Source organism: Paenirhizobium daejeonense (genome assembly GCF_014280875.1).
In the GTDB taxonomy this organism is placed as follows: Bacteria; Pseudomonadota; Alphaproteobacteria; order Rhizobiales; family Rhizobiaceae; genus Allorhizobium; species Allorhizobium daejeonense.
The window spans coordinates 69892-91813 of the sequence record NZ_JACLAL010000012.1 but is presented as its reverse complement, the minus strand read 5'-3'; the positions used below and the strand labels follow the sequence as shown (position 1 = coordinate 91813).

At 61.4% G+C, this 21922-nt stretch carries 22 protein-coding genes; 8 read left to right on the top strand and 14 right to left on the bottom strand.

What is annotated here, in order from left to right:
• Window positions 1-59: 59 nt before the first annotated feature.
• The 7 genes from H4I99_RS22550 to H4I99_RS22520 all read right to left on the bottom strand — a co-directional run bounded on the left by H4I99_RS22550 (window position 60) and on the right by H4I99_RS22520 (window position 6012).
• Window positions 60-808 (bottom strand): IS5 family transposase gene (locus H4I99_RS22550; RefSeq protein WP_163897181.1). Its coding sequence is split into 2 segments (ribosomal slippage): window positions 60-484 and window positions 484-808, totalling 750 coding nucleotides; the frame shifts between segments, so codons are not numbered across the junction.
• 118 nt (window positions 809-926) lie between these two features.
• Complete coding sequence (locus H4I99_RS22545) at window positions 927-1622, bottom strand: VIT1/CCC1 transporter family protein (RefSeq protein ID WP_163897183.1); 696 nt, start codon at window positions 1620-1622, stop codon at window positions 927-929.
• 75 nt (window positions 1623-1697) lie between these two features.
• Window positions 1698-2639 carry an FAD:protein FMN transferase gene (locus H4I99_RS22540; protein ID WP_163897184.1) on the bottom strand — a complete coding sequence of 314 codons (942 nt, stop codon included), beginning with the start codon at window positions 2637-2639 and terminating at the stop codon, window positions 1698-1700.
• Window positions 2620-4818: a PepSY domain-containing protein gene (locus H4I99_RS22535; protein WP_163897186.1), complete on the bottom strand. Its 2199-nt coding sequence runs from the start codon at window positions 4816-4818 to the stop codon at window positions 2620-2622. Before H4I99_RS22535 ends, H4I99_RS22540 begins: the two co-directional genes overlap by 20 nt.
• Before the next feature lie 18 nt (window positions 4819-4836).
• The gene (locus H4I99_RS22530) at window positions 4837-5307 is read right to left on the bottom strand and encodes a DUF2271 domain-containing protein (RefSeq protein ID WP_163897188.1); all 471 of its coding nucleotides are present in this window, start codon (window positions 5305-5307) and stop codon (window positions 4837-4839) included.
• Between the two features lie 28 nt (window positions 5308-5335).
• Window positions 5336-5683, bottom strand: coding sequence for a hypothetical protein (locus H4I99_RS22525; protein WP_163897190.1), 348 nt, complete (start codon window positions 5681-5683; stop codon window positions 5336-5338).
• Window positions 5684-5733: 50 nt separating this feature from the next.
• Window positions 5734-6012, bottom strand: a complete 279-nt coding sequence (locus H4I99_RS22520; protein WP_163897192.1) for a PepSY domain-containing protein — start codon at window positions 6010-6012, stop codon at window positions 5734-5736.
• 133 nt (window positions 6013-6145) lie between these two features.
• Between H4I99_RS22520 and H4I99_RS22515 the strand changes: the two genes are divergently transcribed.
• Both H4I99_RS22515 and H4I99_RS22510 read left to right on the top strand, forming a co-directional pair.
• On the top strand, window positions 6146-6805 hold the full coding sequence (locus H4I99_RS22515) for a response regulator transcription factor (protein WP_163897489.1): 660 nt from the start codon (window positions 6146-6148) through the stop codon (window positions 6803-6805).
• Window positions 6802-8166 carry an ATP-binding protein gene (locus tag H4I99_RS22510; protein ID WP_163897193.1) on the top strand — a complete coding sequence of 455 codons (1365 nt, stop codon included), beginning with the start codon at window positions 6802-6804 and terminating at the stop codon, window positions 8164-8166. Before H4I99_RS22515 ends, H4I99_RS22510 begins: the two co-directional genes overlap by 4 nt.
• Window positions 8167-8594: 428 nt before the next feature.
• On the opposite strand, the gene H4I99_RS22505 is transcribed toward H4I99_RS22510, so the two are convergent.
• From H4I99_RS22505 to traA, 5 genes are all read right to left on the bottom strand, one after another.
• Window positions 8595-9848, bottom strand: a complete 1254-nt coding sequence (locus H4I99_RS22505; protein ID WP_163897195.1) for an ATP-binding protein — start codon at window positions 9846-9848, stop codon at window positions 8595-8597.
• 86 nt (window positions 9849-9934) lie between these two features.
• A complete protein-coding gene (locus H4I99_RS22500) occupies window positions 9935-10543 on the bottom strand; it encodes a TraH family protein (protein WP_163897197.1) in 609 nt (202 codons plus the stop codon).
• Window positions 10544-10557: 14 nt separating this feature from the next.
• The gene (locus tag H4I99_RS22495; protein WP_163897199.1) at window positions 10558-11718 is read right to left on the bottom strand and encodes a conjugal transfer protein TraB; all 1161 of its coding nucleotides are present in this window, start codon (window positions 11716-11718) and stop codon (window positions 10558-10560) included.
• A complete protein-coding gene (gene traF, locus H4I99_RS22490) occupies window positions 11708-12238 on the bottom strand; it encodes a conjugative transfer signal peptidase TraF (RefSeq protein ID WP_244625255.1) in 531 nt (176 codons plus the stop codon). The genes H4I99_RS22495 and traF overlap by 11 nt, the downstream gene beginning before the upstream one ends.
• A gap of 32 nt (window positions 12239-12270) precedes the next feature.
• Window positions 12271-15579, bottom strand: a complete 3309-nt coding sequence (traA, locus tag H4I99_RS22485) for a Ti-type conjugative transfer relaxase TraA (protein ID WP_163897203.1) — start codon at window positions 15577-15579, stop codon at window positions 12271-12273.
• A 254-nt stretch (window positions 15580-15833) separates the two neighbouring features.
• Here traA and traC point away from each other — a divergent pair, with 254 nt between their 5' ends.
• The 3 genes from traC to traG are packed head-to-tail and all read left to right on the top strand — an operon-like array spanning window position 15834 to window position 18262.
• A complete protein-coding gene (gene traC, locus H4I99_RS22480) occupies window positions 15834-16130 on the top strand; it encodes a conjugal transfer protein TraC (RefSeq protein ID WP_163897205.1) in 297 nt (98 codons plus the stop codon).
• Between the two features lie 4 nt (window positions 16131-16134).
• A complete protein-coding gene (gene traD, locus H4I99_RS22475) occupies window positions 16135-16350 on the top strand; it encodes a type IV conjugative transfer system coupling protein TraD (RefSeq protein WP_163897207.1) in 216 nt (71 codons plus the stop codon).
• Window positions 16337-18262, top strand: coding sequence for a Ti-type conjugative transfer system protein TraG (gene traG / locus H4I99_RS22470; RefSeq protein ID WP_163897209.1), 1926 nt, complete (start codon window positions 16337-16339; stop codon window positions 18260-18262). Before traD ends, traG begins: the two co-directional genes overlap by 14 nt.
• Before the next feature lie 153 nt (window positions 18263-18415).
• Here traG and serA read toward each other — a convergent pair whose 3' ends face one another.
• A complete protein-coding gene (gene serA / locus H4I99_RS22465) occupies window positions 18416-19654 on the bottom strand; it encodes a phosphoglycerate dehydrogenase (RefSeq protein WP_163897211.1) in 1239 nt (412 codons plus the stop codon).
• Between the two features lie 491 nt (window positions 19655-20145).
• Between serA and H4I99_RS22460 the strand changes: the two genes are divergently transcribed.
• Window positions 20146-20412, top strand: a complete 267-nt coding sequence (locus H4I99_RS22460) for a WGR domain-containing protein (protein WP_163897491.1) — start codon at window positions 20146-20148, stop codon at window positions 20410-20412.
• A 159-nt stretch (window positions 20413-20571) separates the two neighbouring features.
• Window positions 20572-20850, top strand: coding sequence for an HU family DNA-binding protein (locus tag H4I99_RS22455; RefSeq protein WP_163897213.1), 279 nt, complete (start codon window positions 20572-20574; stop codon window positions 20848-20850).
• A gap of 85 nt (window positions 20851-20935) precedes the next feature.
• On the opposite strand, the gene H4I99_RS22450 is transcribed toward H4I99_RS22455, so the two are convergent.
• Window positions 20936-21247 (bottom strand): DUF736 domain-containing protein, encoded by a 312-nt coding sequence (locus H4I99_RS22450; RefSeq protein WP_163897215.1) that lies wholly within the window; start codon window positions 21245-21247, stop codon window positions 20936-20938.
• A gap of 498 nt (window positions 21248-21745) precedes the next feature.
• Here H4I99_RS22450 and H4I99_RS22445 point away from each other — a divergent pair, with 498 nt between their 5' ends.
• Window positions 21746-21919, top strand: coding sequence for a hypothetical protein (locus H4I99_RS22445; RefSeq protein WP_164490830.1), 174 nt, complete (start codon window positions 21746-21748; stop codon window positions 21917-21919).
• Window positions 21920-21922: the final 3 nt, after the last annotated feature.

Here is a 21922-nt window from a genome sequence, read left to right as displayed (position 1 = left end):
ACGACATTGCTGTAGGGGACGGAGAGCATGGTTCTTGCCCTAGGCTCAGGACTCGTTGATCAGAGCCAGAAGATAACGGTAGCAGCGAGAGCGATGGCGGAGAGGAAGGCCATTGGGCACCTGTCATAGCGCGTCGCTACCCGCCGCCAGTCTTTGAGACGCCCGAACATGATCTCGATCCGGTTGCGCCGTTTGTCGTATTTGATGGCCTTGTTGCGGGATTTGCGACCCGGAATGCAGGGAGTGATCCCCTTCGCCTGCAAAGCGTCACGATACCAGTCGGCATCATAGCCACGGTCGGCCAGCAGCCATTTGGCCCTGGGAAGTTCATCAAGCAAGGCGGCAGCACCGGTGTAATCGCTGACCTGACCGGCTGTTATGAAGAAACTGATCGGGCGACCATTCGCATCCGTTACGGCATGAAGCTTGGTGTTCATGCCGCCTTTCGTGCGCCCAATCAGACGGCCTGAGCCCCCTTTTTTACCCGCAGGCTGGAAGCCGTGCGGTGGGCCTTGAGATAGGTCGCGTCAATCATGATGGTCTTGCGCTCTGTAGCCTCAGGCACAGCCAAGCCTTCCATCATCTGGAGAAAGATGCCTTTGTCACCCCAACGTTTCCAGCGGTTATAAAGCGTCTTGGAGGGGCCATATTCCTTTGGCGCATCGCACCACCTGAGGCCGTTGCGGTTGACGAAAATGATGCCGCTCAGAACGCGTCGATCATCAACGCGCTGGCGACCATGGCTCTTGGGAAAATAGGGCCGAAGACGAGCCATTTGCTCGTCCGTCAGCCAGAACAAATTGCTCATCAGTCAGGCTCCTATACGCCCGTCTGAATCACAGCCATTTCTCCAAATCAATGGGTCCTGAGCCTAAGGCGTGAGACCGTGCAGGCAGCTTAATCACTTTAGCAGTCTTTCTGCTTACCTATACGGTCGTCCCCACAAAGGCACCAATACCTGCGGTGAGTGCCATGGCAGCCGCTCCCCAGAATGTTACACGTGCGGTCGCCTTCAGCATGTTCGCACCGCCCGCTTTGGCGCCAATGGCGCCTAGGAGCGCGAGGAAGAGGAGCGACGCGGTCGAGACCGCAGAGACAAGCGTAGCTTTTGGCCACACGAACACCAGTGCAAGGGGTAGCGCTGCACCGATGGCAAAGGTCATAGCTGACGTCAGTGCCGCCTCAATCGGGCGGGCGGTCATATGCTCGACAATGCCCAGTTCATCGCGGGCATGCGCGTCAAGCGCATTGCCGGCGGTCAGTTGCTCGGCAACCTGCCGGGCAAGGTCGAGGGTAAGACCGCGCGTCACGTAAATCTGGGTTAGTTCCTCCAGCTCAGCTTCCGGCATGGTTTCAAGTTCTCGGCGTTCACGAGCCATGTCCGCCGCCTCGGTGTCGGCCTGTGAACTGACGGAGACATATTCGCCGGCGGCCATCGACATTGCGCCAGCAACCATACCGGCAATGGCCGCCACAAGGACATCGGAAGATGCTGCGGAAGCGGAGGCGACCCCGACGATCAGGCTTGCCGTCGAGACGATCCCGTCATTGGCCCCGAGCACTGCAGCACGCAGCCAGCCGATGCGCGAGACGAGATGACTTTCCGTGTGAAGACGGGACATGGCATGGTTCCATTTTGAGGATTGGCGGTGATTGAGGAGTGTAGAAAGCAATGATGCGGACTGTCACGGGACATGTCAGGGCGCAAACATGCCGCACCCGGCAGGCTTTTCAGACCCATGGTACAGGAATAGGACGGAAATTCCGAGCTTTTCGGCGAGCGGCAGACCGCGGGCCTTGCCAAGGACCATCATGGCCGTCGCCCAGGCGTCGGCGCTCATGCAATCGCGGGCAATCACGGTCGCAGAGGCTGGTGGTTGTCTGAGCGGCATTCCGAGGCGCGGGTCCATGGTGTGCGACAGGCGGTGGCCGCCGACATCGATAAAGTGGCGATAGTCGCCCGACGTGGCGACGGCGGCGTCGTGCAGTTCGAGAATGGAGTGCGGGGCACGCGCGTCCGGGTCAGGCAGTTCGACGGCGATGGTCCAGCTGGCGCCGTCCGGCTGAAGCCCAAGCGCCCGCAACTCGCCGTCGATGGCGAAGAGACCGGCGTCGATGCCATGCTCGCGCGCAGCCTCCGTCAGGTAGTCGACGCCATAGCCCTTGGCGATACCGTTCAGATCGAAGCGCATGTCGGCATGTTTTCGGGCGCGTCCGCCGGCTGTGTCGAGTTCCAGGATATCGTGCGCCGGGCTGCGGCTCAAAAGCCGCGCGGCCTTGATCCGGTCCTCGTCGGCCGCGTCCGGGCCGAAACCCCAGGCGGAAACGGCATCGCCCATGCCGATGTCGAAGGCGCCACCCGAAGCCTGGCCGATGGTGAGGCCGGCGGCGAGAACGGTGATGAGCCGCTCCGGCAGGGTGATCCATTCGCCGGGACTTGCGGCATTCAGCCTGTTGAGATCGCTGTCCGGTTTCCAGCTGGACATTTGCTCGTCCACCTCGGTTACGGCATTGGCCATGGCCAATCGTGCCGGCTCGGCGTCGAAATCGGCCGGCGCATGAAACAGCGCCGACCAGCGCGTAGCCATGGTCGGGCCGTTCAGCGTGTGGCGCGTCAGGTCAGTAAACGTCTTCGGCATAACGGCCCTCCGCTTTCAGTGTGGCAAGGGTAACACCTTGCGGCGCGAGAATATCGGCAAGAGCGGCGGCGACTCCTGCCGCCATCTCCCGTCCGCCGCAGACGAGAACCTGGCCGCCGGCGGCGATGAGCCTGCCAAGCCGTGCCGCGTCCTTGCGCAGGATATCCTGCACATAGGCCGGCGTCGCTGTCCGCGAATAGGCCGTCGAGACCGAGGCGAGCCGACCGTCGTCCTTCCAGCCGGAAAGCTCTTCTGCGTAAAGCGCATCGCTGGCGGGGTGGCGGGTGCCGAAGTAGAGATGCATGGGCCCGCCCGAATGATTGGCGCGGGCAAAGCCGGCGAGCGGTCCGATCCCGGTGCCGGCCCCGATGAGGATGACCGGCTTTCCGCCGAGCGAGGGCCGGAAGGCAGGGTTCGTCCGCACGAAGGCAGTCATCGTGTCGCCCGGCTCCAGGGCGGTCAACTGGCCGGAGCAAAGACCGCCGGCCTGCTTGCGCACGCAGATTTCGAGAAAGCCGTCCGTGGTACCGGACGCCAGCGAATAGAAGCGCGGCAGGTCGGAGCCTTGCGGCACCACGCCGATCAGGTCTCCGGCTTCGAACCGCGGCAGACCCTGGCCTGTCAGGCGTTGCCAAAGCGAGGTTTTCGGCAGGGCAAAGCGCAGGATCGCCGTCGTCGCCTGCACGTCGGCGCCGTAATCGCGCCGCGATATCAGCGACAGTTCCCATGTCTTCGGCGCCGCCCGTTGATGGTTCAGCTCGAAGTCCAGGTCGAGCGCTTGCGCAAGGTTGCGTCCCCAGCGGGCGAAATCCTGTGGCGACTGGCGGTCCACCGTGTCGAACGGGGTAAGCAGCGGCCAACCCTTTTCCTCGGCTGCTCGCGCGATTCCGGCCGCGAAACCACAGAATTCCGGGAAGCTGCGATCGCCGAAACCGAGCACGGCAAGCGGCAGGCCGGGTTTTGCCGGACAGCGCGCGAACTCCTCGAGAAAGCCGTTTGCCGAGGCCGGTGCCGCGCCATCGCCATAGGTGGCGGCGAGCAGGATGACCCGGCGTGCCTTTGGCCAGCGGGCGGAGTTGAAGTGCGCCATCGGCCCCACATGCACGCGAAGTCCCTGCGCGGAAAGCGCCGATTGGAGCGTCGCGGCAAATCCGCGCGTCGTGCCGCCTTCGCTGGCGACCAGCACGATGGTATCGGCATCGCCAGCGGCAACGGAGGCCGTCTTGCCATCGCGGCGGCCGGCAAGGCAGACCGAGACGCCCGTCCATCCGAGAACCGGAACGCTGAGGGCCGAAAGCCCGAGAAGCAGGCCGAGCCATGCCAGGCCCTGGCCGGTGTGCAGCATCATCATCAGATGCGAGACGCGATCGATCCAGCCGGCATCGTTCCAGGCGAGAAGCGTCCCGTTGCCCTGATCGAGATAGCCTTCACCCTGCGCCGTCTTCAGCGTGAAGACATCGGTTGCGTCGGTGGCGGCCGGGAAGCTCAGGGAACGCAGTTCATCGACCGGGGTCTCCAGAAGCGTGGGTATGGCGGCAAGTGTGACGCCCGTCCGGCCGCTGACTTCCGCCGGAAAGGCCGGCGCGCCAGCGCCCTCCGGCAGGAAACCGAAGGTGGTTGCGGTCATCCAGAGAGCCGTAAGCGAGGAGAGGAACAGACCCGGCAGGGCCAACCGCGACACCACGGCATGAAGTCGCCCGTCGCCGGTGCCGCGCATCGGCTTCAGAAGCAGCCGCCATCCGCCGGCGCGCCGCGCCAGAAGGAAAAGGCCGGACATCGAAAGAAGCAGCATGACCACCGCACCACCCGCAGTGATGATACGACCCGTATCGTCCAGCAGCAGCGAACGGTGGAAAATGGTCAGCCAGCGTTGCAGCGCCGATGTATCGGCGCTGCCCGCGGGCTTGCCCGTCGCGGGGTCGATGACCGCGGAGGCCGGCTGGTCGCCGTCGAAATAATAGGCGGTGATGCGGCCGGACGGCGCCCGCCTGATCTGCTCCACGGAGGGTTCCGCCGCCTGGACGCGGGCGGCAAGCTCCGCGACGCTGATTGCCTGTGCGGTGGGCCTGGTGAGCGCCTCGGCAGCCGGGAAGACTGACAGTGCCATGCCGCTCAGCGCGACGGCAATCAGCAGCACGGCGGCAATCAGCCCGAACCAACGGTGGAGCGACCGGATCATGACGAGCGTCCTTCCTGCTTAACGGGCGTAGGTGAAGTCGGCGATGTAGCGCTTGCCCTTCACCGTCTGGCCGGAGCCCGACGACGTCAGCGGCACGACGATCTCGTTCGGGCTGTCGCGCATGTCCTCGACGGCGGAATCGATGTGCAGCTGATAGCCGGCATCGAACAGCGTATCGGCCAGATCGAGCGTGATTTTCAGCGAACGGCCAGCGCCGACGCTGGCACCGGTGATGCCGTTGATCTCGGCGCTATCGCCGCCCGTGGCGCGGTACCAGCCACTCAGGTGCTCGTAGTATCTCGCCTTGCCGCCAGCCATCCACAGACTGCCGGCATATTTGCCCTGAGCATCCGTGACGTAATAGGCGAGATAGGCGCCATCGCCACCGTAGTTGCTAAGAGTGGTGGTGAACGTCACCTGACCCGCCATGGCGAGGCCGGGAAGGGTGAGTGCCGTGGTGACGGCGAGCATGGCAAGAAGGGACTTCATTGTAATTTCCTTTGCGGTTCTGGACGGTTCAGTTCACTTGGACGGTTGGCTTGGAGCCCGGTGCGAACAGTCCATTGGCCGGCGGCGTGGCGTTCTGCTGCTGCATGACGCGGCCACGACCGCCGCAGGCGCCGTCGTCATCGTCATCATCTTCGTCGTCGCCGCGGCAGTCGTTGGAAGCTTGGCGACCGCGATCGTCATGATGGCGGCGATGCCCGTCGTGCTGGTCATCGTCGTCGCCCTCGTCATAGTCCACCAGGTCGATGGCGCTTGCGGCGTTCATTTTCAGCGTGTCGAACGACATGGCGAGGCTGCCGAAGGCGACGAAAAGGCCGGTGCCTGCGCTGGCAGCCAGAAGAAGTTTGCGGTAGGTCATAGGGGTTGTCTCCTGTTCGGGGTGTCGTGATGGGGGATGTGGAAGGGAGGTCAGCGATGGTCGTGGCGTTCCTCGATCTCGATGATCTCGAGCGTCGCGGGGTCTATTTTCGCCTCGAAGCGGCGGCCCTGACTGTCGGTGCCGTAGACTTCGTAGCAACCGTCGTCGATCTTAATGCGCTTCAGCGTCCAGCCGCGTTCTTCCGCCATGGCGCGAACGGCCTCGCGTGGCTGCCAGTGGGCAATCGGAATATCGCAATCGTCCCTGGCCTGGGCGGACGTCGCGGCCAGGATGGCCAAGGCCACGGTCGGCAGAATGCCGGTCTTCATTGTCGTTTCCTCTCTGTGTTGGAGCGATGATTGGCCACGCGAACTGACGGGCACCTGACAAACGACGCGACATTGCTTCAGCTTCCCGTAAGCTGGCGGGAGGACTAGGAGAGATGTGAAACGGGAGGCAATGATGCGGGTTCTGCTGATCGAGGACGATACGGCGCTGGGTGCTGCCATTCGCGACCAGATCGCTGCCGATGGCCATTCCGTCGACTGGGTCGTCCGACTGGATCGGGCCGTCGATGCGCTTGCCGCCGCCGGCTACGACCTTGTCCTGCTCGATCTCATGCTGCCCGACGGCTTGGGCATTCCATTTCTCAAGACTTTGCGCGGCAGGGGCGATGTCACTCCGGTGATGATCCTGACCGCGCTCGACCAGGTTTCGGACCGGATTGCCGGGCTTAACGCCGGGGCTGATGATTACATGGTGAAGCCCTTCGATCTCGCCGAGCTTTCCGCCCGCATCGGCTCGGTCGCCCGCCGCTATACCGGCAACCCCAACCCGATCGTCACGCTCGGTCCGCTCTCCGTCGATCTCGCGGCTCGAAGCGTCATGCTGAATGGCAAGGCCGTTATTCTGACCGCGCGCGAATGGGTTCTGTTCGAGGCCTTCCTGCAGCGTCCGGGCCAGCTCTTTTCCAAGGCACAGCTTGAGGAGAGGCTCTATTCCTTCGATACGGAAATCGACAGCAATGCCATCGAGGTTCATGTCAGCCGGCTGCGCAAGAAGCTCGGCGCCCATGTGATCGAGACCGAACGGGGCCTTGGTTATCGATTGGGGCGAGCATGAAGATCGGCGCTTCGCTTCAGACGCGCCTGGCGCTTGCGGTCGGGCTTTCCGTGACGCTGCTGTGGTTGGCGGCCGCTGCGGTCACGGCGCATCGCCTCGGCGGGGAAATGCAGGAAGTGTTCGATGACGGGCTGAAGGCTACGGCGCAGCGCATCCTGCCGATTGCCCGGCACGACCTGCGGGAGGGCTACGGGCGTCACGATGCGGTCGAGCATGATGGCGATGAAGAGGACGACGACGGCGAGACACACATCGGCCGCGAGGCGCGGTATGGCGAGGATGTGACCTTTGTCGTGCGTGACCGCGACGGGCGGGTCCTGCTCGCTTCAAGAGGCGCTGATGTCTCGATCTTTCCGCCCTTTTCCAGGCGCGGTTTTCTGGAGACCGACACGCACCAGCTCTACTACGATGTGAACGCCGAAGGGAGCCTGACGATTGCCGTCGCCGAATCGCTCGACCAGCGCACCGAACTCTCCCACAAGATGCTGCTGGGCCTTGTCCTGCCGTTGATCGTGGTGATCCCCTCGAGTTTGCTGGTGATCAGCCTGGTGGTGCGCCGTTCCCTGCGCCCGGTGCGTGGGCTGCGGGAGGAGCTCGCCCATCGCGGCGCCCAGGATCTGTCGCCCTTGCCGGACAGTAGCCTGCCGAGCGAGCTTCGCCCGATCTCGGCGGGCATCAACCAGTTGCTGGACCGGCTGAAGGCGGCGTTCAACGCCGAACGGGCCTTTGCCGCCAATGCGGCGCACGAGCTGCGCACGCCGGTCGCCGGCGCCATCGCCCAGGCGCAGCGCATTCGCTCCGAAACCACGGAGGCGTTGACGGGCCAGCGGGCGAGCGAGATCGAAACCACCCTGAAGCGGCTGATGCGCATGTCGGAAAAGCTGATGCAGCTTGCCCGCGCCGAAGGCGGACGCCTGCAAAGCGACGAGCCTTCCGATCTGAGGCCCGTCCTGCAGATGATTGTCCAGGATTTCACGCGGGCCGGTGAGGGGCGGATTGTCCTGACCCTGCCGCAAGCCCCGGTGCTGTCCAAGCTGGATCCCGACGCCGTCGGTATTCTGTTCCGCAATCTGATCGAGAATGCGCTGAAGCACGGAGCACAGGATGGCGTGGTCGAGGCGGCTCTCGATGCGGACGGATCGCTTCGCGTCGTCAATGACGGCCCGGTTCTGCCGGGCGAAGCCATGGATCGGCTGATGCAAAGGTTCGAGCGTGGCGACGCAAAGATCGGCGGCAGCGGCCTTGGCCTTTCCATCATCAAGGCCATCGCCGACCGCGCCGGCATGACCGTGAAAGTGATCTCCCCGAGGCCAATCAAGGATGAAGGGGTCGAGGTCCACGTAAAGCTGCCGCTCGCTTGAGCGTCTTGCTCTTGCGACGTAAAACTTCAGCCGCGAAGACGACGTTCGGATCAAGATCAAATTTGCCGGTGGCAAAGAGCGGTAAGGTGCAATGGCAGGTCCAGAGGAAGTCACGCCACCCTTGGGCCAAACTGGGACCCCGTCGCTAGCTGTTTGGATGTCCGCTTTCAGTCTTCTGCACGCCAACATCGGACTGTCGCTTCCCGGCCCCCTTGCGGAGATGATTTCCGTTAAGCGCCACCATTCTGGTCACGACATTGGCCCGCATTTTTTGCAGGAAAGCTGACATAGCATAGCGTTGAAAGTCGCATGTGTTTTGCGCACCGTTTTCCTTCTTTGAGTGTCAGGTTGCTCCCACGAAGATTTTCGGCGGGGGTGCCGGTGAGCCGCTCCTCCCTGTAGAGCCGATAGAGCCCGATAAATCCACTTCACATCGACCACAAGATTGAGAGGGGCGCAGCCTGCAGGCGTTCGGCAAACGGCGTGATGCGGTCATGATCATGCAAGACGACGCCACGCACGAAACGGTCACCTACCGCTGCCTGCAACTGACGTAACCCGCGAAAATCATCGGCCTTGACGGTCGCAGACGCTTTCACTTCAATACCGATGATCCGCCCACGCCGATCTTCAATCACGACATCGACCTCATCCAGATCCTTCGTTCTATAGTGCGAAAACGAGACGCGTCTCTCGGACCAGGATGCCAGCTTCATCAGTTCGGAGACGACGAAACTCTCTAGCAGCGCGCCAAATCGCGTTTTGTCATCGGATAGCCTGGCCAATTCGTCTTCGCGCAACGCCGCCAGTAGTCCTGTATCGATGAAATGGAGCTTTGGTGTTTTGACAAGCCGGCTGAGCCGATTGTTAGACCATGGTGCCAGGGTTTTGATAAGGAATAGCCGCTCCAGGATGGCTATGTATTTCTGAGCGGTGACCCCGGACAATCCCAGCGCCGAACCGAAGCTGCTATTGTTGATCAATTGCCCGGCATGTTCGGCGAGGATGTTCAGGAGGCGCGGCAAACGATCGAGTTGATCGATGTTGGCAATGTCGCGCACGTCGCGATCTAGAATAAGACTAACATAGTCTTCGAGCCACGAGACTCGCCGGGCTGATGTGGTTCGCCTCAAGGCTTCAGGATAGCCGCCCGCCAGAACCATGCTCATCATTTCCTTGCCCAGAACAACCTCACCCTTAATGGCTGGTTCCTCCCCCGCAAAGAGTCGATCGAGCATGCGGCCAGGACTTGATCGGATTTCGGCCTGCGCAAAGGGCAGAAGCGGAATGACTGCCATTCGGCCGGCCAGAGAGTCAGCAATAGCCGGAATGGTCGCGAGATTGGCGGAGCCCGTTAGCAGAAACCGTCCCGGCTCCTGATCGTCATCCACGCTTGCCTTGATTGCAAGCATCAGATCAGGGGCTCGTTGGACCTCGTCGATAACCGCTCGCTTGATCCCTCGTATAAACCCTGTGGGGTCGGCTTTAGCGGCGTTCAGCGTACCCGCATCATCCAATGTGATGTATGGTCGATCGCTATCCGAGAACATGCGCGCGAGCGTGGTCTTCCCGGCCTGACGAGGTCCGGATATCAAAACGACACGGGTATCGGCTAGCGCTGCCTCTACGAGAGGCAGCGCTTTACGATTGACAAGGGACTTCGAGTTCGCGTGTTCGTTCATACGGCCATTCTTAACTGAATGAGCGTCTATTTTAAAGTAGTGCGCCGTCCATTTTTAATACAGCAAGCGTCCAATCTTGATTATCATCACTTCTGGCCCCCGATCCTCGTCAGATCGATCCGGATACCGGTGTCGTCGGGTTTGATCGGAGTTTCCTCCGGCATTTCCGAGTATCCACCCTCCTCAACTCCGGCAACATCGTCACTCTCGAGCGCTCGCCGTTGCACGACCGCGCCACCTGGATCCTTAGCCTGGAACACGCTCTCCCCCTCGAACGTTCCGGTCTGCCACGCATGGACAGCATCGTCGAAGAGCTGGGGAAAGACCTCCTCGCTCGTCGGGTTTCCATACCATTTAGCGACAATCCGGAGAATCTTCGAAAACATTGCTGTGCCCATCCGCAGATTGGCGCAGGGGTCAACCAGATCAGCCTTCAGCTCCGACGCGTCCTTCATACCGATACCCGCCGGGATCTGGGTCAGGCCCACCCGCACGACAGAACCGCCGATGTTATCGCGGACGATCTCGATTGCTTCTTCGGGTGTTTTCGGTTTGGGAACGAGGATCAGTCGGCCGCCAGATTTGACCGTAATGGCGAGTGGATCATCCGAGCCGACTGCCTGGACGAACTGCTCGACGATTGCCGGCTTCAACGATGGGTCGGCACATTCCTTGATCAGCGCAGCTTCCAGCATGCAAGCTCCAAACCTTAAGTGTTGAACGAGATAACGAGCGGCAGGCCGAACAGACGGGCCCAGGCCTCGCTGCTCGCCCGCTGGATGTCGATGATCGAAGTTCCTTTGGTCCACCAGCCGTTTCCGACTGCGACGATGGCGTTGGCGCGGTTGAATGCCGATTGCAGGACCGGCCAGACGAGAAGCTGCTCGTAGCAGATCAGTGGCGCCACACTCTGGTTGCCAACGTCAACGACGGGATTTGCGAAGAAATGTGCCCGGGCGCCGCCTTGATCGCCCATCCAGGCTCGCCATGGCTGCCACATCGATCCTGGCACCGGCATCCGTTCCCGGTAAAGAATGGCGCTTCCATCAGCCGATGATTTCACAAGGACATTGTCGTAACCCCACTCATCAATGACCGCAGCACCCGCGATGACGGTGATGCCCGCATCCGCGAAGGCTCTCTGCCAGACGCGGCCAACCGTGGGCGTCAAGAAACCGAGAGCGCTCTCCGGCAGCACGACTGTTGTGCCCTGCGGTTGAGCGCGAGCAACATCGATCAGCTCCTGTTGCCGCTTGAGGCCAGCTTCGCGTCCGAGAGATGTGCCCATTTCGAGGTCGACACCTATCCACGACGCAGGCAAGATCGGTGGCGTCCACTCAGCGGCGGACCAGAGCCAGAGGCCTGCCATGGCCAAGGCTGCAGCCGGCCGATAACGCGTTGTCATGACGATGAGGCCGGCTGCCATCGCCCCCAGACCCCACCATCCCCAGCCGGGAAACAGAACGCCTGCGGCGGTGATCGGATGCGCCCATCCCAGAATACCAAAGGGTGGAACCGCCATCGCAAAACAGGCAGCGAGGTATCGAAGAGGCTTCCGCCATCCCTTGTGATCGGTCCAGATTACGGAATGGACTGCCACGAAGACGGAGGAAGCCAGCAGCCATAGGAGAAGGCCGGGCCAGATATCCGATGAATAGAAGTTCGCTACGCCCTGCGGCAGTCCCCGCGATGCGGCGAGGAAGTAGGCAGCATTGATCGCCGTTGCCTGCAGTCGCGTACGTGCCAGGGACCAGAGCACGGGGAATGCAGCAGAGACGGGCAAGAAAAGCACATCACCGCTCCAGCCGATCCACCCAGCACCTGTTGATAGTGCGACGAAAACACCCGTCCGGAAGAGATCATGGCGCATAGGTCCAAACCTCCTGCGCAAGTCCCAGGATCCCATCCATCGGCAACGGGCCGAAATACCGGCCATCGAACGATCCCGGGAACTCGGAATGCAGGAAGACCGCGCCGGGCGGAACGACGCCCCCACTGTAGTGCACCATCTCACGCCCGTGGCCGTCCACCCGTGCAACGCGCGACTGAGGTAGCGGCCGACCATCGACGCGCACTTCATCAGCTATTTCGATCGCCTGCCCGGACGTTGCCACCACCAGCTTGATTAGTGGAGCGACCCGGCCAGGGCAGAGGCCGAAACGCAGATATCCACGCGCACGCGCCTCACGCATCGCGTCGGTGTCCGGCGGGCAAATGAAGACCAGATCGCCAACCAGGATCGGACGATCGGGGTCGACGATGCGCCACAGGCCCAGGGGCTCGCTCGGTGTCAGATTGACCCGGAAACCTGCACCGCCAAGCAGCACAATGAGGCCAAGCGTAAAGAGGCTGACGCTGCTGATCCGATAGAGCCAAACGAGCCGTTTCATGCGCCGTAGCAATCTATGCCGATGACGCATCTTCATTTGAGAGTGAGCCCCCGAGACTTTGTCTGACGCAATGCTTCAGTCTGTTTGAGTGCCGTCACACTGCGCTCGTGGGCGGACAGCTGCTGCACCGTCCGCATCGTATTCCAGGCCCGTTGCACCTCGCTCTTCTGGGCAGCATTCATACCTGACGTGACGCGCTGGAACGCCTCGCCATTGGCATCCTTCGCTGCAAGGGGCAGGAAGGTTCTTTCTCCGAAACGTTCGGTGACCGCTTTGGCAAAACCTTCGAGTTCAGCCTTCACCATCTTGTCGGCGAGCGCATATTCGAGGCCCGAGGGCAGATCGTTTCGGTCGATCGCATCACGCACCCGCTCGAGCACGCTTTTCGCATTGGACGAAAGCGCAGGGATCTCCAGCGCGACCTGACGACGCACCGCCAGTTCTTCGGCATGATTTCGCCGCTCGGCATCGCCCCGCTGGCGGAGATAATCGCTGATGCTGTCGGCGAGTGGCGTGACATTCTTCAGCGCACGGTCGCGGTCCGCCTTGTCACCGCGGCTGGCGAGTAGACCCGTCTTGCCCTTGAGGGCACCGAAGGTTTCAGGCTCGCTGGCAATCATGGCGATCGTCTTTTCCGCAGATGTCTGGTCGCTCAGCATCGCGTCGACATTCGCTGCCTTGAATGCTGCTTCCGGCTGCGCGTAGACATGGTGGAAGCGCATCGAGACTTCTTCCCATTGTTTCTTGAGTGATGGGTCGGCCGCCAGCTTGTCCTCGACTGCCTGATCGATCGATTTCGGGAAGGTGGTGATACCGGCCACCATGGGCTTGGTCTCCTTTGCCGCAATTGGAACTGATCTGGCCGTCGATGCTACGAAGCCGAGTTTGGCGCCGATTGCCGCGAGCTTCCCGGCGAGATCGTGAAGCTTCTGTTTCTGCCGGACCGTCCATTCGAGACGGTCCCGCGCGACGGTCCTGGCAACGTTGACGATGTGAAGACCGCGTGCTTCGGCAAAGCGGAGCGCTTGTCGGTAGAAGCTGCCGCCGGCATAATCGAGCGTCGTTTCCTTGGAATTCTTGCGCGACAGGATCTCCACGAGACCGCCAGCCTTTGCGAAGGATCTGCGGCCGTAATAGACACCGAGATCCTCGCGGTGACGCGTCATCGCCACATAAGTGAGGTGACGATCGAGGGACAGCGACGCCAGCACCTTAACCCGGTCGACTGTAGCACCCTGGCTCTTGTGCACCGTGGTCGCGTAGCCGTGATCGACATTGTTGTAGAAGCGCTGTTCGACCGTAACTTGGACGCGATGTTCGCCCTCGCCAATCTCCGCGACGATCCGGCCGGGCGACGCCTCGACCACCTTCGCCAGCCTACCGTTCTTGACGCCGAGCGAGCCCTCGTTCTTCAGAAAGACGATCTGGTCGCCGGCGGCGAAGCTTCTGATACCGTCGGCGGTCTTGAATGCAAAACCCTGATCGACACTTCCGCGCTCGATCAGCTTCGTGCGCGCCAGCTCGTTCAACATGCGGACGTCACGGCGCAGGTGCGCAAGGATCAATGTGGACTTGGCAGGATCGTATTCGCAGTTCCAGTCCGAGATAAGGTTGGCGACCGCCTCGGCCTTCAGCTCGGAGCCGATTATCTTGCCATTGGACTGATAGGCTGAGACAGCCTTCCCGACGTTGCCGCGTGCAAGATCGAGCGACGCATCGCGCATCCATTGCTCGCGATGGCGGTGGATCGTCTCGAGTTCCGCATAGCCGATGCGATCGGCAATCGCCCGAAACGCGGCACCCGCCTCGATCGGCTGAAGCTGTTCCGGATCTCCGACGAGCACGAGCTTGGCACCGGCTCTGGTGACGGTCTCAACGAACAGCGCCATCTGCCGGGAAGAGACCATACCGGCCTCGTCGAGCACGAAGACCGTTTTGTCGTCGAGCTGCCCGCGACCTTGCTTCCAGCCCAGTTCCCAAGACGACAGCGTGCGTGAGGTGATACCCGCTTCTTTCTCCAGACCTTCCGCTGCCTTACCGGCGAGTGCCCCACCAACGACACAATAGCCAGTTGCTTCCCATGCCTCTCGCGCCGCCTTCATCATCGTTGTCTTGCCAGCGCCGGCGCGGCCGATCACGGCGGCGATCCGCTCACCACCAGCGACATGCTCGATGGCGGCCTTCTGCTCATCCGACAGCCGTTCGTGGCGCGCGAGGGTCGCCTCGAGTATGGGTTTGCGGACGCCATGCGATGACCGCTGCGAGAGCCAGATTGCCCGGCTGGCCATCTCAGTCTCGAGACGGATCAGCTCACGTGTCGTGTACTTTGCCGGCGCCCGGATCCCGGTCACGAAGTCCAACCGCTCGCGATCAAGACGGAGGGTTTCGGGGCTCTGCCGGATGCGCGCCATCAAGCTTTGGAAGAGGCCCGCGTCGTCGATATAGCGATGGAGGATCTTCGCGACATCGCGCTGGTCGAACACGCTCTTTTCCCGCGTGATTAGATCAAGCACGAGCTCCGGATTGCGCTGGATACGGCGGGCATTCTCAGCTCGCCGCTCCTCTTGCAGCTCTAGCCGTTCGAGCGCAGCTTTCTCTTCGGCACCCTCTGCTTTCCGCTCGATCGCCTTCGTCCCGACACCGAGATGGATGGTCGGGGTCAGCTCGATGCCCTGCTTCTCGAAGGAACGGCCATCGATGCGGATGTCGAGCCCGGCCAGTGCCAGATGCCGGTTCTGGCAGGCAAACCAGCCATCACGAAAGGCATTGAAGTCATCGAGCCCGCCGGCCCAGAGTTCGTAGACTTGTCTGCCCGCATCGTTGCGCCGGGGCTTGCCGTCCGGCCCTGTGACCGGAACCTTCTTCGAACCGAACCCGTCCTCGGTCAAAGGCCTGAGCGTGGTCATCAGGTGGACATGGGGATTGCCCGGGGCGTCATGATAGACCCAGTCGGCAACCATGCCCTTTCCCGTCACATGCCGCTCGACGAACTCCCGCATCAGGGCGATGTTCTGTTCTGCCGAAAGCTCGACCGGCAGGGCGATGGTGAGGTCCTTGGCAAGTTGCGCATCGGTGCGTTTCTCGAACATCTCGACCGTGTTCCAGAACGTTTCCGACGCACCGGACACCGAACGATCCGAGATCATCGCCCGCAGCCATTGCGGAGCGTCCGCCGGAATGACGAACGCCTCGTGCAGCAGACCCTGCTTGGCGCGATAGTCGATCGTACGTGCCTCCCGCTCATACTCCATCTTCGCGCAGTGCCGGTAGGCGGCCGACAGCACCGCGCTGCGGCCGGATCCGCGGGCAACCACGTTGACGGAGAAATGCGGGACAGCCACGGGCAATGCGCTCCTCTTCCGATTGAAACCAACGTCCTCGTCGGGAGCAAAAGCCTCCGGCCCAACAGCCAGAAGCAGGGCGTCGCGTCAGCGACGTATAATTGCGCCCTTCGGATCCGTCCTTGCGAACGGAAGGGATGATGCTCAAAAGCGTAGGCTCCGCCTACTCGCATTTCTGTCAGTAGATCGACACGCCGATCTGAACGACCCTGGCTGCATGAACAACGACATCCAGCATCAGAGAAAAGCCAGAGATGAAGAAACCATCCTCCAAACTCCGCGAGGAAATCGCCAGGCTGCAAGAGCAGCTCAAGCACGCGGAGGCGAGAGAAGCCGAGCGCATCGGTCGCATCGCGCTTCGAGCCGGCCTTGGCGAAATCGAGATCGAAGAGACGGATCTGCAGGAAGCGTTCGAGCAACTGGCGAAGCGCTTTCGGGGAAGCAAGACCGTTCCGAGCGGAACGAAAGGGGCAGGAGAAAGCAGCACGGGCGGCGGGCAGTCCGAGACGCTCACACGTGGCGCGGCTTCGGGCAACGCTGGTGAGGCTTGAGCGAATGAGCAGGAACGCAACGTCCGACGCCCGGAAGAAGGATACGCGTGAGAAGATCGAGCTCGGCGGCCTGATCGTCAAAGCCGGCCTTCGCTTCGAGAAGCGGGCGCTTCTCCTTGGCGCGCTGATCGATCTGCGAGAGCGGCTGAAGTCCGACGACAGCGAGCGCGCAAGGTTGACCGCAATCGGGGCGGAGGCATTCGGCAATGAAGGCGAATAGGATCGTTCTCGTCATTCTGACTGTGACCATAATGGGCGTAACCGTATTCGCGATGACCGGCATCGAGACATGGCTTGCCGAGTTCGGGCAGACTGAGGCGGCAAGGCTTGCCCTGGGACGGGCAGGGGTCGCCGTACCCTACATGGCGGCGGCTACGCTCGGCCTGATCTTGCTGTTCGCAACAGCCGGATCGGCGAGCATTCGCGCCGCAGGCGTTGGCGTAACAATCGGAAACGCCGTGGTCATCCTGATGGCTTGCGTGCGAGAGGGTGTGCGCCTTGCAGCGCTCTCCTCCGAGGTGCCAGCGGGGAAATCCGCGCTATCCCATCTCGATCCATCGACGATGATCGGTGCGGCCGCTGCACTGATGTCCGGCGGCCTTGCAATGCGCGTGGCGATAGCCGGCAACGCCGTCTTCGCCCGGGCTGCGCCGCAACGCATCACCGGCAAGCGCGCCCTGCACGGCGAGGCCGACTGGATGAAACTTCCCGAAGCAGACAGGCTGTTCCCGGCGACTGGTGGCATTGTGGTCGGCGAACGATATCGGGTCGACCATGACAACGTTGCCGGTGTTGCATTCCGTGCCGACAGGCAGGGGACCTGGGGCGCCGGCGGCAAATCACCGCTTCTCTGCTTCGACGGCTCATTCGGCTCTTCGCATGGCATCGTCTTCGCGGGATCGGGCGGTTTCAAAACGACCTCGGTGACGATCCCGACAGCGTTGAAGTGGGGCGGATCGCTCATCTTGCTCGATCCGTCGAACGAGGTCGCGCCAATGGTGTCGAAACATCGTGAAGAGGCGGGCCGACAGGTCAGGATTCTTGATCCACGCAACCCCACGACCGGCTTCAACACGCTGGACTGGGTCGGCCAGCATGGCGGCACGATAGAAGAAGACATTGCATCGGTCGCGTCCTGGATCATGAGCGACAGCGGCCGTACCAGCGGAGCGAGAGATGACTTTTTCCGGGCTTCGGCTTTGCAGCTTCTGACCGCGATGATCGCCGATGTCTGCCTGTCCGGCCACACGCCGAAGGAACAACAGACGCTTCGCCAGTTGCGCGGCAATCTGTCAGAGCCGGAGCCGAAGGTTCGACAGCGACTGCAGGATATCTACGACAATTCCGGATCGGATTTCGTGAAAGAGAACGTCGCCGCATTCGTCAACATGACGCCGGAAACCTTCTCCGGCGTTTACGCCAATGCAATCAAGGAGACACACTGGCTTTCCTACGGGAACTACGCGGCGCTGGTCTCGGGTTCGACATTCCGGACCGAGGATATCGCATCGGGCAAGACGGATGTATTTATCAACATCGATCTGAAGACGCTGGAGACACACTCCGGCCTGGCCCGCGTCGTCATCGGCTCGTTTTTGAACGCGATCTACAATCGCGATGGCGAAATGGAGGGGCGCGCCCTGTTCCTGCTCGACGAGATCGCTCGCCTCGGCTACATGCGCATACTGGAGATCGCGCGAGACGCCGGTCGCAAATACGGCATCACGCTGAACCTGCTCTTCCAGTCGATTGGCCAGTTGCGGGAAGCCTATGGCGGTCGGGACGCGTCGAGCAAGTGGTTCGAGAACGCAAGCTGGATCTCATTTGCCGCGATCAACGATCCGGAAACCGCAGACTACATCTCCCGGCGTTGCGGCATGACGACGGTCGAGATCGACCAGGTCAGTCGCAGCGTCCAGTCACGAGGGTCCTCTCGAACCCGCTCGAAGCAACTGGCGGCACGACCCTTGATCCAACCCCATGAAGTTCTGCGCATGAGAACCGACGAGCAGATCGTGTTCACCGCGGGCAATCCACCGCTCAGATGCGGCCGCGCGATCTGGTTTCGGCGCGACGACATGAAGGCTTGTGTCCAGAAAAGCCGCTTTGGTCAGCCGCACGTGCGAGGATAGCCCATGCGCGAAGCAGCGATTACCTGTTTTTTAGGCCAAGCCATGCGGCTTCATTCTGCAAGTCGGGGGGATCTCCCGACATGCGCGCACAAATCCGGCAGGAGCCATATCACTCATGCCATCCGCATGTGCGATATGACAAGAATTGATGCCTCAATAGAGCAACCGCGTTCTGATCGTCCCCGGTATCTCGCGCAGCGCCTGGGCGATATCGTCGGCGGCATCTGACACGCCCTCGACTTCAACGACCACGTAACCCGTGTCGCCATGGGTCTGCAGGTATTCGGCGACGATGTTCAGTCCGCGCGAGGAGAAGATCTCGTTCAACTGGATGAGCATCCCAGGACGGTTTTGGTGAACATGGATAAAGCGCGTGCCGTTCGGGCGTTCGGGCAACTGAACCTGAGGGAAGTTGACGGCGCCCATCGTCGAGCCGATGTCGGAGTATTCGATCAGCTTCCTGGAAACTTCCCCACCGATCCGCTCCTGGGCTTCTTCTGTCGAGCCCCCGATGTGTGGTGTCAAAATGACATTGCCCAGGCCCTGCAGGGGCGTTTCGAAGCGTTCGTTGTTCGATGCCGGTTCCTTGGGAAATACGTCGACCGCGGCGCCGGCCAGATGGCCTTCGTTCAGGACTTTCGCCAGCGCATCGAGATCGACCACCGTGCCGCGGGAATTGTTGATGAATATGGCGCCTTTCTTCATGCGGCGCAGTTCGGTTTCGGTGATCATATTGTGCGTCGACGCCGTTTCGGGCACGTGCATCGTCACATAATCCGAGATTTCGAGAAGTTCGCCGAGCGAGGCCAGCGATTCCGAATTGCCGCGGCGCAACCTGTCGGAGAGATCGAAATAGCGCACCACCATGCCCATGCTTTCGGCAAGGGCACTCAATTGCGAGCCGATATTGCCGTAGCCGACGATCCCCAGCGTCTTTCCGCGAACTTCGTGGCTGCCGACCGCGGACTTTTCCCATCCGCCCTGATGCGCTGACGCCGACCGTGGGAAAATTTGCCGTGTCAGCATGATGATCTCGCCGATCACAAGTTCGGCGACCGAGCGCGTGTTCGAATAAGGCGCGTTAAACACGGGAATTCCACGACGACGGGCGGCTTCCAGATCGACCTGGTTCGTGCCGACGGAAAAACAGCCGACCGCAATCAGCTTCCTGGCGCACTCGAAAATCTCGTCCGTCAGCTGCGTTCGTGAACGAATGCCGATGATATGCGCGTCGGCCATATGGCTTTTGAGATCCTTGTCATCAAGCGCCTTCGGCAGATGCACGAGATTGGTGTAACCACAAGAGGAGAAATAATCCACGGCGCTCTGGCTGATGCCTTCGAGCAGGAGCACGGAGATTTTCTCGCGCGCGAGGGAGAGCTGGGGAGGCATGGACTGACTTTCGCTTTTCGGACTTAAAGAGTTGCATGTCGTTTGCCGGCCGTCGCGGCGCATGGCAACATGGCTTTGCGTCCATCCGGTACACAGCGCAAGCATAAATCCGATTGCTCCCGGTTTCTATTGAACGCGGGCGCTGTTCTACCCAGAAAACCTAAAGCCAATTTCGCGAAGTTCGTAAGCGGCATCCGCATGCGCGTCAGCATGTTCCGGGCGAGGCTGGTGCTTGCCTTCCCGCTCCCACATTCGGACGAAGTAGTCGCACTTGGCCCATAACTGCCCACTGCCGGGCTCTGTCAGATAATCGCCACTCGGATGGAAAAAAGCCACTTGGGCGCTACGTTCGGCTCGGCGGCGAGTGCGGCTCGTTGAACGTCGACCGCCAGAATAGCACGCGTAGTCACATCACCGAAATGAATCGATTGAGCCGGAGCGATTCAAAACACTCGTTGGACGTGCGTTTCAGGAAACGCAATGATTTGGGCATGATCATCCAGCGCTACCATCTTTACCTCGAGCGGACCTCCAAGGCGAAAAACATCGCCCGCTTCTATTCGATATCGATCGAGCCGAACCTGTTTGGAGATCCGTGCCTGACGCGGCGCTGGGGAAGGATCGGGACAATGGGACAGAGGATGGTTCATCATTGCGGGGCTGAGAAGGAGGCCGTTGTACGGTTCCTTGAACTCCTTCGACAGAAACGGGCGCGCGGCTACTCGACCGTCCCGGGAGGCAGCGCTGACAACTATTAAGGCATGCCCCCGTTTCCGGACCATGATGCTGCCTCTGGAACCTGGCGTGGCGGTGCATCCTGTGGAGAACCCCTTGTTTCCCGGGGTTCTCGGCACCTCGCGGCGTGACAGAGCTTGATTCCGATGAAATGAATTCCTTGTTCAAACGAGGGAACAGAGATGACCACCACCAATGAAATCGCGGACAAGATCTCCACGGAGTACGGCCTGACCAAGGTCCAGGGAAAGTCGATCGTCGAAGCCGTCTTTGCCGCAATCACCTCCGCAGCAAGCTCGGGTTCGGAAACATCCATTCCAGGTTTCGGCAAGTTCAAGGTGAAGGACACGCCCGAACGCGAGGCTCGCAATCCGTCGACCGGGGCGACGATCAAGGTTGCCGCGGCAAGGAAATTGTCGTTCCAGCCGGCCAAAGCATTGAAGGATGCCTTGAACAAGTAACGAAAGGCGCGCCGAAGGCGGATCGCTCCGATCGACGCCGACCTTTTATAGTCCTGGCCCCGTCTTTCGGCGGGGCCAGTTTCGTTCAATCCCTGTTCTGACGAGACCAGATCAGCTGGTAGCCTTCCTCGCCTTCGACCTCGGTGAGGGTGGCGTAAATCGGGCCGGGAAACGAAGGGTCGTCGAGCTTGACCGAGAGGTAGTCGCGCTCTGTCTGTTCCGAGCGCTTCTGCCACGCGGCTCCGAGTTCAACACTGCCGGCGTAGACGCGGAACTGCGGGCCCTTGTCGGAGGGGTTCTCGACGCGGGCGATGCGTGCCTTGACGTTGAGTGCGAGCGTGCGGATGGAGCCGGTGAAGCCGTTTTCGGTGGAGGTGAAGGTGCCGATGGTTGCCATTGTCGTATTCCTTTTCTGTGTTCGGGCCGCGCCCATCGCGGCCTCGATGGCTGTCGCAAAGACCGGGGACGATCGGACCGCACCCAGCCGGGGTCCCCCTCGCGCTTGCGCGTCGGGGGTGGCGATTGGGCCGCAATGAAATGGAGGACGGCAAGTCGCAGATTTGTGAGTGGGTAAGGAGGAACACGTAGTGTTCCGGGGTCAGAAATCTGGGACTGCCGTTGCGGGAAGACGATCGAGGCGCAGCCGGTCTCCGGTCAGACATGCCTCATCGAGCCCGCAGATGGGTTGCCGGAAACTCTGCCGTGAAGGGATATGGCAACGGCAGTCCGCCGCATTTGCCCTGTGCATGAATGGCAACCCGCACCACGCGACACCTGCACCGTCGTCGCGGCATGCCTCATTTGGGGGAAGAGAGGTCCTTTAGGACACTGGTCGACTTGTCCGTCACGCTTCGTGCGATATCGTTGCACCCGCGAATCGCAACCCGGAGGATCAATGCGTCAGCAGACCAAGCCGTTCATCGTCGAACGCAAACCGACCCGCAAACCGAAACCCGACGCTCTGAAACCGTCGATCTGGGGAAAGCTGGATACTGACATCGCACAAGGTCTCCAGGATCAGCGTAATATGGAAAGAGCGGCCGTCACCGGTGGTGACGACCGCGCCTGACGT